Genomic DNA, 13,252 nt, shown 5'->3' on the forward strand with positions numbered 1-13,252 from the left:
GAAAGGCTTTTTTTGTAAAAAAAACACGTCCCCAAAAGAGGACGTGTTCACTCAAATCTGAAAGTATTTTGGGACGATTGAGCATTATTTCAATAAATGTTTAATACCCTGATGCAAATATGAAAAAGATAAAGGATTTATTCCCGTTCAGTTTTATTCATCTGTAAAGTAGCAACTTACCCAAAAATCCGCTAAGAATGAATAAAACTTCTTTTACCTAAAACAATTCTTTTTCTAATAGATTAGCTGCGTTATGGCCACAACAATAAAGCCCGAACCATAGAAATCACATTAATTTTCCAATGTCGAAAACGCCCTTACATTTGTCTCAAGCACACCCATTTTATCATTGCTAAGCGCTGTATCTTAGTCGTAAACAAAATAAATAAGATTATGGCAACCATGCATCCTTACTTAAACTTCGACGGCAAGGCCGAAGAAGCTTTTAATTTTTATAAATCGGTTTTTGGTGGAGAATTTACCTTCTTTGCAAAAATGGGCAATACACCAGAATCGGACAAATTAACCAAGGAGGAAAAAAATCGTGTAATGCATGTAGCCCTTCCCATTAATGAGCACACAACTTTAATGGCGTCTGATTGTGTGCCTTCTGCAGGACATGTACTTAAAGAAGGGAACAATATGTACATTAATCTGAATGTCGATAGCCGTGAAGATGCCGATCGCTTTTTCAATGGCCTTTCAGCAGGCGGCACCATCGAAATGCCCATGGACGATATGTTCTGGGGCGATTACTTCGGTAGCTTTAAAGACAGGTTCGGGATCCAATGGATGGTTAATTTTAGCAATGCTCAATAATTGGGCAACTGCTTAGACTTTATAGGTGCATCGTCATTGCGAAGCCGATTTTTCATCGGATGAAGCAATCTTATCGTAGGCAGGAAAGATTGCTTCCCCGAAAAGTCGGGGCAGGCTGTCGTTCCTCCTCGCAATGACGCCCGATGTTTGATTATCCGGGACGATTAGATTAGTAATTCAAGCCCCGATTTCATCAGGGCTAATTTTGTGTTTAAATATTAGCCAACGCTTTAACCAAATCCTGAAAACCAGGTCTGTTTAATGGCGATGCAACTAAACAGGCATCTCTTAGGGCACTCAAAGCATTCAAACATGCGCTGCTTACCGCTTCGTTTTTTAAAGAAAGTAAATCATCGAGCAGGTAACCATAAGCACTCACTTCTATCCGCTCCAAAGCAGGGGCCAGTGCAGCATCAGCCTGATCGTAAAAACTTGCAGCACCGAAATCGCCGAACAACGTACTACCCTCATCATCAATCAGGGTATTGTGTGCATATAAATCGCCATGCATAATCCCTGCCTCGTGCAATTGAGCAGCTAACGATGCGATGGTTTTGGCAATGCTTAACAACTGTTTTTCTGACAGCTGCATACCTTCAGGGAAAACATCCCTGGTGCAGCTTTCTAAACTCGGCGGATTACCCAGATTATAAAAATGATGAGGAATGAGGTCCATCACCAGTCCTTTTTTATCTTCAGGGTGCAGGGCAATCTGCCCGATTAAATTAACCAAACCAGGGTGATAACCTGCAGCAATATAGGCCGTCATTTCATCTTCTGGCAAACCATCACTGGTTACATTACCCTTAAATATTTTAACGGCTACCTCTTGAGTTTCATCACCAATAGTCCGGTTTGCTTTTGAAATAATACCCGAAGCACCTTCACCCAATAAATGATTAATCTCTAAATCATGCCAATTAATTAACGAAAGTGTTTCTACAGCAGGCGTTTTACTAAAGTTGTTCCCCGAAAATGCAATCCACGAAAGTTTAGGCATAGTGGCAATCCACTCTGGTAACTCATGCAATTTATTAGCGGCTATCCGCAATAACGATAAATTTTGGCAGCGGCTTAATTCATCGGGCAATTGCGCCAAACGGTTACCCGATAACATCAGCTTTTGCATGCGCATACACTGTCCAATTTCTTTTGGTAATTCGGTAATATTGTTGTTTGTTAAAATCAGCCAGCGAAGATTAGGATTGAGCGATTTTGCAGGCACCGTTTTAATCTGGTTGGATTTAAAACCTACAATATCCAACAAAGGGCAATCGGCTAGTACCTCAGGCATAACCGTGAAAAGGTTTTCGGAACAGAAGAAAATCTTCAATTTCTTTAACCGGCCAAAATCTTCCGGCAGGGCACTAAGCTTATTAAAAGAAAGATCCAATACTTCCAGCGTATCGGCCAGATCGAATATTTCTTCAGGAAAAGAGCGAAGATCTTCTGATAGCTTCAACGATACCGCTCCTTTAAGTTTTCCGCTTTGTAATGCTAACAGGCTTTGCATGTATTAAGGTTCTAGTTTATTGGTAGCGAAGATAGGGGTTTTTCTTAAGTCGGGAGTTCGGAGTAGATCAACCTTTGAAGCGCTTTTAGGTTTTGGAAATGAATGTCAGTATTCCATGGGATGAAGTGGTCCCGCTATCCGTTTCAGCCGATGAAGAATCGGCATCCACTGCCATCAGGTTTATAATGAAAGGTTAGTGCCAATAATATAATCCCCACGCCATCCTGCTCTAGCACCAATTTAAACAATTAACCAGATCCCTCTATATCATAAACATAAATACATAGATTTTATCTATATCTATCCTTTCTCCACAACTCAAATACCAATAAGCAGTAACAATAAACCCCAGCATATCTTTCTTTCATAAAAACCTTCTTTCATTTTTTTATTTGCAATAGAAATTTAATCCTATATATTTACAAAAACTTTAGGGGTGCCTACGTGCTGAGAAATACCCTTTGAACCTGATGCAGTTAGTACTGCCGAAGGGAAAAGTGAAAGCAATAAATTGCTGTCTTTTCGACCCCATTGCGGGGCAATCTCTATAGTTTTTCCAATTTTTTTTAAATATGGAAGTAACTATAAACAATCAAAATTATTTGCTTAACGAAGCCTGCTCTATCGAACAGATGCTTGCTCTTGTGCTCTTTTCAGAAACGGATGGCCTTGCTATAGCCGTAAACCAAACCATCATTTCAAAATCTGATTGGGATAGGCATGTGCTAAATCCTGGCGATCAGATTATACTCATTAAAGCCACTCAAGGCGGATAAATAACCTACCAATGAAACAAGAAAAAACTCCAAACCAAGAAGTGATTAGCCGCAGCCCTTTCCCGGCCTCGCGCAAGATATTTGTACCTGGAAAAATCCACGATATCCAGGTGGCCATGCGTGAAATCCATTTATCGGAAACCAAAATCCATAACGGCTTTGGCTTAACCGAGCCTAATCCGCCTGTAACCGTTTACGATACCAGTGGCCCATATACCGATCCTAATGCCGTTATCGATGTAAAAAAAGGCTTACCACGGCTTAGGGAGCAATGGATAAAAGACAGGCTCGATGTGGTAGAATTGCCCCAACTATCTTCTGCCTATGGCCAACAGCGCCTGGCCGACGAGAAGCTTGATGCCTTACGCTTTAACTTCATCAACAAACCTTACAAAGCGCAGGCTGGCGCCAACGTATCGCAAATGCACTATGCCAAAAAAGGGATCATTACAGCCGAAATGGAATATATCGCCATCAGGGAAAACCAACAGATTGAACTGCTGAATGCGCAATTAGGCGAGCAGCACGATGTAATGAACCACCAGCACCAGGGCAATAGCTTTGGCGCAAATACCCCTAAAGGCTACATCACACCCGAATTTGTAAGGGCAGAGGTAGCGGCCGGCAGGGCGGTAATCCCCTGCAATATCAATCACCCCGAACTAGAGCCCATGATTATTGGCCGAAACTTTCTGGTGAAAATTAACGCCAATATCGGTAACTCGGCCGTAACCTCTACTATCGAAGAAGAAGTAGAAAAAGCTGTTTGGGCCTGCCGCTGGGGAGCCGATACCATTATGGATTTATCAACAGGGAAAAACATCCACGAAACCCGCGAATGGATTATCCGCAATTCGCCTGTGCCTATCGGTACCGTTCCTATTTACCAGGCTTTAGAAAAAGTAAATGGAAAAGCCGAAGACCTTACCTGGGAAATCTTCCGCGATACTTTAATTGAGCAGGCCGAACAAGGAGTAGATTATTTTACCATCCATGCCGGTGTACTGCTTCGTTATGTGCCTTTAACCGCTAAAAGGATTACAGGTATTGTTTCACGAGGCGGATCAATTATGGCCAAATGGTGCCTGGCCCATCACAAAGAAAACTTCCTGTATACCCATTTTGAGGAGATCTGCGAAATTATGAAAGCTTATGATGTAGCCTTTTCGTTAGGCGATGGCTTAAGGCCTGGTTGCATTGCCGATGCGAATGATGCCGCACAGTTTTCGGAGCTTGAAACGCTTGGCGAACTCACCAAAATAGCCTGGAAACATGATGTACAAACCATTATAGAGGGGCCTGGGCACGTACCCATGCACCTGATTAAAGCCAATATGGAAAAACAGCTCGAACATTGTGGCGAAGCTCCTTTTTACACTTTAGGCCCTTTAACTATCGATATTGCTCCGGGTTACGACCACATTACCTCGGCCATTGGTGCAGCCATGATCGGCTGGTTTGGAACAGCGATGCTCTGTTATGTAACCCCGAAAGAACACTTAGGCTTACCCAACAAAAAGGATGTTAAAGATGGGGTAGTCACCTATAAAATTGCTGCCCATGCGGCCGATTTAGCCAAAGGCCACCCAGGTGCGCAATACCGTGATAATGCTTTGAGTAAGGCCAGGTTCGAATTTAGGTGGGAAGATCAGTTTAACCTCTCGCTCGATCCCGATACCGCAAAAGAGTTTCATGATGAAACTTTACCTGCAGAAGGCGCCAAAATTGCTCACTTCTGTTCGATGTGCGGCCCGAATTTCTGCTCTATGAAAATTACTCAGGATGTAAGGGAGTATGCCGCAAAACAGGGCGTAGCAGCAGAAGATGCTTTGGCGCAGGGCATGCAGGAAAAATCGAAAGAGTTTACCCAAAAAGGAAGCGAAATTTATTCTTAACTGCCAATGGAACTGATTGTAATTGCCAAGCCAACCCTTTTTAAGGAAGAGTGCCATCTTGTAAACCAGCTTTTCGAAGCCGGCTTACAGGTTTTCCATTTGCGGAAGGAAAATGCCGGTGAGGCCGATTACCGTAAAATTGTGGAAGGAATTTTACCCGAATATCATCCACGCATTGCTTTACACCATTTCCATACACTGGCTACCGATTATAACATTACAAGAATCCACCATACCGAAAGTTTCAGAAAAAGAATTACACCCAATACCCTGACTCAAAAGCATATATGGAGCACTTCTATCCATCAGTTATCAGATATAGATCGCATCACGCCATACCATTACAGCTTTTATGGCCCGGTATTTAATAGCCTTTCCAAACCAGGCTACATGGGGATTATTCCTCCTGGTTTTCATTTAAACAAGCATAACAGCAAAACAAAACTGATTGCGCTAGGCGGCATCGGTTTAAACCAGATCGATCAGGTAAAGGAAATGAATTTCGATGGTATTGCCCTATTGGGTACTATCTGGAACGATCCGACACAAGCCTTAAGCAATTTTAAAAAAGCGAAGCGCCATTGCCTGGCGCACCATCAAACCCTTTAAAAACATCAAAATGATTCACCCATTACAATATATTTCGCAAGCACCCCGAACAGGCACCCATTTAGATGCCATTGAAACCGTACTTCAAGCTGGCGGAAAATGGATTCAGCTCCGCATTAAAAACCAACCTGAAGCCGAAGTATTGCCTTTTGCAAAAGCAGCGCAAGCCTTATGCGAAAAGTATGGCGCCAAACTTATCGTAAACGATTTTCCTCACCTGGCTAAAGCTGTGGGCAGTTATGGCGTACACCTGGGTTTGCAGGATATGCCCATTGCCGAAGCCAGAAAAATTATCGGCGCTACACAGCTCATTGGCGGCACAGCCAATACCTTCGAACACATTTTACAACGAGTGGCCGAAGGGGCCGATTACATTGGTCTTGGCCCTTTCAGGTTTACGCGGACAAAAGAAAACCTGAGCCCGATAGTTGGCTTAGCAGGTTACCATAAATTGATGGAAAAAGTAAGAAGGGTCGGAATCAATACTCCGATTATTGCCATAGGCGGTATCGAAGCAGCAGATATTCCAGCTATACTCGAAACCGGAATTTATGGTGTTGCAGTATCGGCAGCGCTTACCAACCAAATCCAAACTTCGGCTGTGCTACACGAAATTAACAGCAAATTCACCATGCACTCGCTTTAAAACCATAGATATGTTAACAATTGCAGATCAAACCTTCAGTTCGCGCCTCTTTACCGGAACAGGAAAATTTAGTTCGGCCAGGGAAATGGAAAGCGCATTAATTGCCTCGGCCTCCGAACTGGTTACCGTAGCCCTTAAACGTGTCGATTTAAAAGGCAAGGATGATGATATCCTCCATCACCTCAAACACCCACACATTAACTTATTGCCCAATACTTCTGGTGTGCGTAATGCCAAAGAGGCTGTTTTTGCCGCACAGCTGGCACGCGAAGCCTTAGAAACCAATTGGATCAAGTTAGAAATCCATCCCGACCCCAAATACCTGATGCCCGACCCGATTGAAACCCTGAAAGCGACGGAAGAACTGGTTAAACTCGGTTTTGTAGTGCTGCCTTATATACATGCCGACCCGGTTTTATGTAAACGTTTAGAAGATGTGGGTACCGCGGCGGTGATGCCATTAGGCTCGCCCATCGGCAGTAATAAAGGATTAAGAACCATCGATTTTTTGGAGATTATCATCAGCCAAAGCAGGGTTCCGGTAATTATCGATGCCGGTATAGGTGCACCGTCTGATGCGGCAAAAGCTATGGAAATTGGTGCCGATGCCGTTTTGGTGAATACCGCAATTGCCATAGCCAAAAACCCAACCAACATGGCCACTGCATTTAAACTGGCCGTGGAAGCCGGCAGAATGGCCTTCGAATCTAAACTGGGTGGCCAGCAACATCACGCTACAGCCAGTAGCCCACTAACCGCATTTCTTGATGAACAGTTTTAACGAGGTATTCGAATCTTACAGCTGGGACGATACCAAAGCCAGTATTTACGATAAGACCGCAGCCGATGTAGAAAGGGCGCTCCACAATACACAGCGCAGCCTCGAAGATTTTAAGGCGCTCATTTCGCCTGCGGCTTTGCCCTATCTCGAAGATATGGCGCAAATTAGCCAGCGTTTAACCTTAGATCGTTTTGGAAGGGTAATCCAGATGTACATCCCCCTCTACCTCTCCAACGAGTGTAACAACATTTGTACCTATTGTGGTTTCAGTTACGACAATAAGGTACGGCGTAGAACCCTTAATCCGATGGAAATTATGCAAGAAGTTGCGGTAATTAAAGGGATGGGTTACGACCATGTTTTACTCGTTACGGGCGAAGCCAACCAAAGTGTACATACCGATTATTTTAAAAAAGTATTAGACCTCATCAGTCCACATTTTGCCCATATATCCATGGAGGTACAGCCTTTGGATGTAGCCGACTATGAAACCCTTATTCCGCACGGGCTAAATACGGTATTGGTTTACCAGGAAACCTACCACCAGGACGATTACCGCAAACACCACCCTAAAGGCAAAAAATCTAACTTTTTATACCGCTTAGAAACCCCCGACCGATTGGGGCAGGCAGGCATCCATAAAATGGGCCTGGGTGTTTTAATCGGACTGGAAGACTGGCGAACAGATTCTTTTTTTACGGCCCTACATCTATCTTACCTCGAAAAACAGTATTGGCAAAGTAAATTCAGCATCTCGTTCCCCAGGTTACGGCCTTTTAGCGGTGGTTTAGAGCCTAAAGTGGTTATGAACGATAAGGAATTGGTGCAACTGATCTGCGCTTACCGTTTATTTAATAGTGAAGTAGAACTCTCTATCTCTACCCGCGAAACCATGGCTTTCAGAAACCAGGTAATTAAGTTGGGTATTACCGCCATTAGTGCCGGTTCTAAAACCAATCCGGGTGGCTACCAGGTAGAACCGCAATCGTTAGAGCAGTTCGAAATATCTGATGAACGCTCGGCACAGGAAATTGCAGCCATGATCAGAAAACAGGGTTACGAGCCCATTTGGAAAGATTGGGATATGAGTTTGATCAGCAAATCATGTTAGTAAAAGAAGAACTAAACCGCTACATCAGGCAAATGATCTTGCCCGAGCTAGGCTTAGCAGGGCAAGAAAAACTAAAAGCCGCCAAAGTACTGGTAATAGGCGCCGGTGGCTTGGGCTGCCCTATGCTGCAATACCTGGCAGCGGCTGGGGTGGGCGAAATTGGCATTATCGATGATGATGTAGTGGAGCTAAGCAATTTACACCGGCAGATTTTATATAACCACACCGATATTGGTCAGCCGAAGGCACAGGTGGCGGCAGCGAAACTGGCCATGCTTAACCCGCATATTCGACTGACCGCTTACCATGAGCGCTTTACGGCTGAACGGGCTGGACATATCTGTCAGGATTATGATCTGGTGATCGATTGTTCGGATAATTTTACCACCCGTTACTTAGTGAACGATACCTGCGTGGCTTTGGGCAAAACACTTATTTTCGGGTCTATTTTACAGTTTGAAGGACAAGTGGCCGTATTTAACCACCAGGGCAGCGCAAACTATAGAGACCTCTATCCGGCACCACCAACTGAAAATATTAACTGTGTAGAAGGAGGGGTAATTGGCATTTTACCTGGCCTAATTGGTTTGTACATGGCCAACGAAGCCATAAAATTAATCTGCGGCATTGGCGAAACACTTTCGGGCAAACTGATGACCGTTAATGCATTGAACAATGCGGTATTGATATTTAAAATTGCCTCAAAAAAACCAACTGATACCGCAAAACCAGCGCCCGCCAAAACCGATAAAGCCATATCAGAAATCGATAAAACAACATTGGATAACTGGCTGGAAACCAATGCTGACGAAGTTTTTTTAATCGATGTACGCGAAAGCTACGAACATGAAGACGACAGTATTGGAGGCATCAACCTTCCGTTATACGAGTTAACAGCATCGCTTACCGCTATCCCAAAAAACAAAAAAGTAGTGTGTTATTGCCAAACCGGGCAAAGAAGCAAAATGGCTGTACAGTTGTTGAGCGGGATTTATCAAGGTGAGGTGTATAGTTTAAAAGGAGGTATCTTTGGTTAATTGTTTAAATCGGTAATTGATACCAAACTCCAACTAAGATTCCATGTGGTCTGTCCTTCCGTGGCAAAAAATCTCTCACAGATTACGCTGACCGGCGCGGCGTTTGTTCATCCTCAAAGATCCTTCGACTCTGCTCAGGATGACGATCGCGAGGGAGTATTTGTTAATAGATGCCAAACTCCAACTAAGATTCTGTGTATTCTGTGGCAAAAAATCTTAAGCTGATCGGCGTAGCGTTAGTACAACCCTTAAAATCCTCAAATCGACTCCATACTTCAACTAACCGCCTAACCTATGGCAATACAAAACTAAGACTATAATGTGCGGTTTTACCTGTTTTACTGATCGTAGAAATTGCTTTTTGATCGACTAAAACCGATGACAACTGTTTATCTTTCGAATCGACAATAAACTGCACCTTTTGCCCGGATTTAAGCACTATATTCTTTTCCCAGTCACCAGAAATCTTTTCCAAAATCTTCTGGCTTCCGCTCTCATCGGTATAAGAGATGCTGGCATTATTACTCGCCAACACATTATAGGTTACATTGTAGCTCGGTTTTGTTTCTATATTAAGAAGACCTTTGTTCAGCTCGTATGTACCATAAGAGCAGGCACTTAAAAGTATAATCAGAGCGATAAAAATTATATATTTCTGCATGATATTTTAATTTGTTTATAATGATGTAGCGCTCTAAGTGTTTACTTATAACCGAAATATTGAAAAATACTTAAAACTTTAATATCTTCTTTAAACAGGTAAGCTAACCCCGTAACGATTATAACAATTAGCATAAAGCCAGAACCAAAACGTACAATCCCCTTTGGCTTCTTGTTAAGGATATGCCTGATCTCCGGGCTCATTTTATCTAATATTTCCATGTTATTTTATTTTCTCGAGTTGATTATTGATTAAATTAAAGTAGGCTCCTTTATTTTTCATTAGCGTTTCATGGTTTCCCGATTCCAGTATCCTGCCATATTCCATCACAAATATCTGGTCGGCATTTTTAATCGTGCTTAACCTATGGGCAACAATAACTACGGTTCTGTTATCAAAAAAATCTCTGAGGTTGTTCATAATGGTTTGTTCGTTGTTAGAATCGAGCGCATTTGTGGCCTCATCAAACAGCAAAAGTTCAGGATTTTTATACACTGCCCGAGCGATTAACAAACGTTGCCGTTGCCCCTGCGATATTCCGTTCGCACCAATTCCGATTTCAGTTTCTACTCCCTTTGGTAAGTTGTAAACGAAATCGCCTATGTTGGCCATTTTAATAGCATCATGGAGCCGGCCTTCATGTATCTCTTCAAAACCCAGTGCAATGTTCTTGGCAATGGTATCAGAGAAAATAAATCCATCCTGTAAAACCGTACCACAAAGGCTTCGCCACTGTTTAACATCAATATGATCCAACTGCTCGGTTCCAATATGGATTGTTCCACCGGTTGGTTCATATAATTTCAGTAAAAGCTTTAGCAGAGTCGTTTTACCGCTTCCGCTCAACCCAACAATCGCTGTAATTTTCCCTTTTGGGATCACCAGATCCAGGCTCTTAAAAACAGCTTTATTTTCAAATCCCGGATAGCTAAACTGCAGGTTTTGTATCGAAATGTCTCCAATTAAATGATCTATCTGTACGCGCTGAGCGGTTTCTGTCTGCTCATCCGGAATATCATGGATTTCATTTAACCGCTCTAAGCTCATTTTGGTATCCTGATAGGACTGTAAAAAGAAAATTAACGATTCGATAGGGGCAATTAACTGACCAACAATAAACTGGATGGCGAAAAGACTCCCCAAGCTGATTTCGCCCCGCAAGGTCATAAAAGCAGCTACAAATGTAATCCCGATATTACGCATTTCAGTAATCACCAGTGAGCCTGCCTGTTGGTATTGATTATAGGTAAGCCCTTTTACCCTTACCTTAAATTCTTTTACAATAAGCGATTCCCATTCCCATCTTTTCTGATCGGCAGAGTTACTGATCTTGATGTCCTGAAAACCCTCAATGAGCTGTACAATTTTGCTCTGAACAGAAGAGTTTACCTCAAATCTTTTCTGATCTATCTGTCTGCGTTTATTAAAGAATAAAAATACCCAGCCCACATACAAGATGCTGCTCCCGGCAAAAATCAAAAACAATATACTGCTAAAATGGAAGAGGATTATACTGAGCACACAGATATTGAAACAAGAAAATACAGTGGTTAGGGTGTTACTGGTGAGAAAATTCTCTATCCGGGTATGGTCGTTAACCCGTTGCATTACATCGCCCTGTTTACGCGTTTCGAAAAAGGAAAGGGGCAAGTTTAACAGTTTAATAAAAAAACTGACTAAAATATTCAGATTCACCCGTACACTAACAAACAACAAAATCCACGACCGTACAAATTCGATAAAAGATTTGGATGCGAATACTACAACCTGACCCAAAAGCACCAGATAAATAATATTTACCTCTTTAAGTTTAATTCCTTTATCAATAAGGAGCTTACTAAAAAAAGGCAGGCTCAGTTCTAAAATAGAACTTGCAACCAGGCCCAACAATAATTGAGAAATAAGTGTTTTGTGTTTCTTTAAATAACCCAACAGTTTCCAGAAACTCACATTTGTTTGTGCTTGCTGCTCATCCTGGCTCAGTTGTTCCAAATCTGCATCTGGCTCTAAAATAAGTGCATATCCTTTTTGTTCCACCGCATTCCAGTGCTCCAGAAATTCGGCACGGCCGAGTTTTATTTTCCCTTGAGCCGGATCTATAATTACAGCCTCGTCTTTGCTAAGCTTTTTTAATACCACAAAGTGATTGGCTTTCCAGTGAATAATTGCAGGCCAAATGTCGTCATTGATCAGATCATCATAATGCAGTTTTACACATATGGCATTCATGCCAAACTTTTCTGCTGCGATTTTAAGTCCCAAAAAGGTGCTTCCGTCACGGTTTACCCTGCAGGCCTGCCTAATGGTATTTAAAGTATACGATTTTCCGTAATAACGTAAAACCATGAGCAGGCAGGTTGGTCCGCAATCTTTTGTTTCCAATTGCCGGTATATGGGGATCGATGGTCGGTAGTTTAGTTTAAGCATGGGTAGATTTTTTAATTAAGCCACTAACTGTTGTTTATTTTTCATTCCAAAAACCTCGCTGATCCAGGCCATACTTTCCCTTCTGTCGTCAGGGTCGCGGGCTATATCGAAGAATATGACCTCGTCTGCATCATACTGCTCCGCATAGGCAGACATCTTATCGAACAGTTCCTGAGGTTCGCAGCATAGTCTGGTTGCAGGTTCTACGAAATCGAATTCTGCTTCAGAAAGTGCCACAACCTCCTTTCTTTTGGCTTTACTAGGGCTTGTAAAACCAGCCAAAGCAATATTAACCTCTGGTAAACGGCCGTATTGTTTGTAAAAATCTTCACGGTAGGCTTTTAGGTTATCCAGCCCTTTTTCTAAGTTTACACCTTTATGAAAAAGCGTTCTAGAGCAGTTTAACTGGTTGGCTAAACTGGCTTGATAGCTATTTGGTGAGCCCCCCAAATTCCAAAGGGAAGGAATAGCCCCTTTGTACGGAGATAAGATTATTCCATTTTTTACATGCTCCTCTTCGTTATACAATAAACTGCTTATGGCTGCAACCTGGTTCTGGATGTGCTGCATACCTTCTTCGAAACTGTTAATTTTTGGCTGGCTAAAGTATGGCAAAAAATTACCGCCTGGCGTACCCTTTGCAAAACCCACATCAATGCGGTTATTGAATAAATTATTTAACATTTTATAGCCCGATGCCGTTCTGATAGGAGCGGTATAACCTACCAATACACCTGCTACACCAACACGTATGCTATTGGTATTTCCACATATCAGGGGCAAAAGCATATCTGGGCTGAACCAGGGCGAATTGGCCGAAGTGATAAAATGCTCTCCATACCACAGCCGGTAAAAACCCAGTTTTTCTGCAAGTACTGCATCATCAATAATGCTTTCGATAATGGATAGGCTATCCATTGTTTTGGATCTTGTACCAAAATCCATCAACCCAATTTTTTTAATACTCATAACCTTTA

At 42.5% G+C, this 13,252-nt stretch carries 13 protein-coding genes and 1 riboswitch; of the genes, 8 read left to right on the forward strand and 5 right to left on the reverse strand.

The annotated features are described in order from the left end of the window. Window positions 1-393: 393 nt before the first annotated feature. Window positions 394-819, forward strand: a complete 426-nt coding sequence (locus EZ456_RS00745) for a VOC family protein (RefSeq protein ID WP_131526412.1) — start codon at window positions 394-396, stop codon at window positions 817-819. Window positions 820-1,030: 211 nt separating this feature from the next. Here EZ456_RS00745 and EZ456_RS00750 read toward each other — a convergent pair whose 3' ends face one another. Further along, entirely contained in the window at window positions 1,031-2,332 is a 1,302-nt protein-coding gene (locus EZ456_RS00750; protein ID WP_131526414.1) for a leucine-rich repeat-containing protein kinase family protein, read from the reverse strand. 422 nt (window positions 2,333-2,754) lie between these two features. Next, a riboswitch (TPP riboswitch) is annotated at window positions 2,755-2,843 on the forward strand. A gap of 61 nt (window positions 2,844-2,904) precedes the next feature. Here EZ456_RS00750 and thiS point away from each other — a divergent pair. Genes thiS through moeB form a run of 7 tightly spaced genes read left to right on the forward strand, consistent with a single transcriptional unit; the run spans window position 2,905 to window position 9,187 of the window. Beyond that, the gene (thiS, locus tag EZ456_RS00755; protein ID WP_131526416.1) at window positions 2,905-3,108 is read left to right on the forward strand and encodes a sulfur carrier protein ThiS; all 204 of its coding nucleotides are present in this window, start codon (window positions 2,905-2,907) and stop codon (window positions 3,106-3,108) included. Window positions 3,109-3,119: 11 nt separating this feature from the next. Next, entirely contained in the window at window positions 3,120-5,003 is a 1,884-nt protein-coding gene (thiC, locus tag EZ456_RS00760) for a phosphomethylpyrimidine synthase ThiC (protein ID WP_131526418.1), read from the forward strand. A gap of 6 nt (window positions 5,004-5,009) precedes the next feature. Further along, window positions 5,010-5,612, forward strand: coding sequence for a thiamine phosphate synthase (locus EZ456_RS00765; RefSeq protein WP_131526420.1), 603 nt, complete (start codon window positions 5,010-5,012; stop codon window positions 5,610-5,612). Between the two features lie 10 nt (window positions 5,613-5,622). Then, the gene (locus EZ456_RS00770; RefSeq protein WP_131526422.1) at window positions 5,623-6,258 is read left to right on the forward strand and encodes a thiamine phosphate synthase; all 636 of its coding nucleotides are present in this window, start codon (window positions 5,623-5,625) and stop codon (window positions 6,256-6,258) included. 10 nt (window positions 6,259-6,268) lie between these two features. After that, window positions 6,269-7,039, forward strand: coding sequence for a thiazole synthase (locus tag EZ456_RS00775; RefSeq protein ID WP_131526424.1), 771 nt, complete (start codon window positions 6,269-6,271; stop codon window positions 7,037-7,039). Continuing rightward, window positions 7,026-8,150, forward strand: coding sequence for a 2-iminoacetate synthase ThiH (gene thiH / locus EZ456_RS00780; protein WP_131526426.1), 1,125 nt, complete (start codon window positions 7,026-7,028; stop codon window positions 8,148-8,150). The genes EZ456_RS00775 and thiH overlap by 14 nt, the downstream gene beginning before the upstream one ends. Continuing rightward, window positions 8,144-9,187 carry a HesA/MoeB/ThiF family protein gene (gene moeB, locus EZ456_RS00785; RefSeq protein WP_131526428.1) on the forward strand — a complete coding sequence of 348 codons (1,044 nt, stop codon included), beginning with the start codon at window positions 8,144-8,146 and terminating at the stop codon, window positions 9,185-9,187. The genes thiH and moeB overlap by 7 nt, the downstream gene beginning before the upstream one ends. Window positions 9,188-9,479: 292 nt before the next feature. On the opposite strand, the gene EZ456_RS00790 is transcribed toward moeB, so the two are convergent. The 4 genes from EZ456_RS00790 to EZ456_RS00805 are packed head-to-tail and all read right to left on the reverse strand — an operon-like array spanning window position 9,480 to window position 13,244. Beyond that, the gene (locus tag EZ456_RS00790) at window positions 9,480-9,848 is read right to left on the reverse strand and encodes a hypothetical protein (RefSeq protein ID WP_131526431.1); all 369 of its coding nucleotides are present in this window, start codon (window positions 9,846-9,848) and stop codon (window positions 9,480-9,482) included. Window positions 9,849-9,889: 41 nt separating this feature from the next. After that, a complete protein-coding gene (locus EZ456_RS00795) occupies window positions 9,890-10,069 on the reverse strand; it encodes a hypothetical protein (protein ID WP_131526433.1) in 180 nt (59 codons plus the stop codon). A 1-nt stretch (window position 10,070) separates the two neighbouring features. Then, the gene (locus EZ456_RS00800; RefSeq protein WP_131526435.1) at window positions 10,071-12,275 is read right to left on the reverse strand and encodes a peptidase domain-containing ABC transporter; all 2,205 of its coding nucleotides are present in this window, start codon (window positions 12,273-12,275) and stop codon (window positions 10,071-10,073) included. 15 nt (window positions 12,276-12,290) lie between these two features. After that, window positions 12,291-13,244, reverse strand: coding sequence for an LLM class flavin-dependent oxidoreductase (locus tag EZ456_RS00805; RefSeq protein ID WP_131526436.1), 954 nt, complete (start codon window positions 13,242-13,244; stop codon window positions 12,291-12,293). Window positions 13,245-13,252: the final 8 nt, after the last annotated feature.

Origin of the sequence: Pedobacter psychrodurus (genome assembly GCF_004331735.1) — a bacterium.
GTDB lineage: Bacteria > Bacteroidota > Bacteroidia > Sphingobacteriales > Sphingobacteriaceae > Pedobacter > Pedobacter psychrodurus.

Coding starts and splice junctions, on each gene's coding strand:
- EZ456_RS00745 (WP_131526412.1), top strand. CDS start 394: ATGGCAACCATGCATCCTTACTTAAACTTCGACGGCAAGGCCGAAGAA.
- EZ456_RS00750 (WP_131526414.1), bottom strand. CDS start 2,332: ATGCAAAGCCTGTTAGCATTACAAAGCGGAAAACTTAAAGGAGCGGTA.
- thiS (WP_131526416.1), top strand. CDS start 2,905: ATGGAAGTAACTATAAACAATCAAAATTATTTGCTTAACGAAGCCTGC.
- thiC (WP_131526418.1), top strand. CDS start 3,120: ATGAAACAAGAAAAAACTCCAAACCAAGAAGTGATTAGCCGCAGCCCT.
- EZ456_RS00765 (WP_131526420.1), top strand. CDS start 5,010: ATGGAACTGATTGTAATTGCCAAGCCAACCCTTTTTAAGGAAGAGTGC.
- EZ456_RS00770 (WP_131526422.1), top strand. CDS start 5,623: ATGATTCACCCATTACAATATATTTCGCAAGCACCCCGAACAGGCACC.
- EZ456_RS00775 (WP_131526424.1), top strand. CDS start 6,269: ATGTTAACAATTGCAGATCAAACCTTCAGTTCGCGCCTCTTTACCGGA.
- thiH (WP_131526426.1), top strand. CDS start 7,026: ATGAACAGTTTTAACGAGGTATTCGAATCTTACAGCTGGGACGATACC.
- moeB (WP_131526428.1), top strand. CDS start 8,144: ATGTTAGTAAAAGAAGAACTAAACCGCTACATCAGGCAAATGATCTTG.
- EZ456_RS00790 (WP_131526431.1), bottom strand. CDS start 9,848: ATGCAGAAATATATAATTTTTATCGCTCTGATTATACTTTTAAGTGCC.
- EZ456_RS00795 (WP_131526433.1), bottom strand. CDS start 10,069: ATGGAAATATTAGATAAAATGAGCCCGGAGATCAGGCATATCCTTAAC.
- EZ456_RS00800 (WP_131526435.1), bottom strand. CDS start 12,275: ATGCTTAAACTAAACTACCGACCATCGATCCCCATATACCGGCAATTG.
- EZ456_RS00805 (WP_131526436.1), bottom strand. CDS start 13,244: ATGAGTATTAAAAAAATTGGGTTGATGGATTTTGGTACAAGATCCAAA.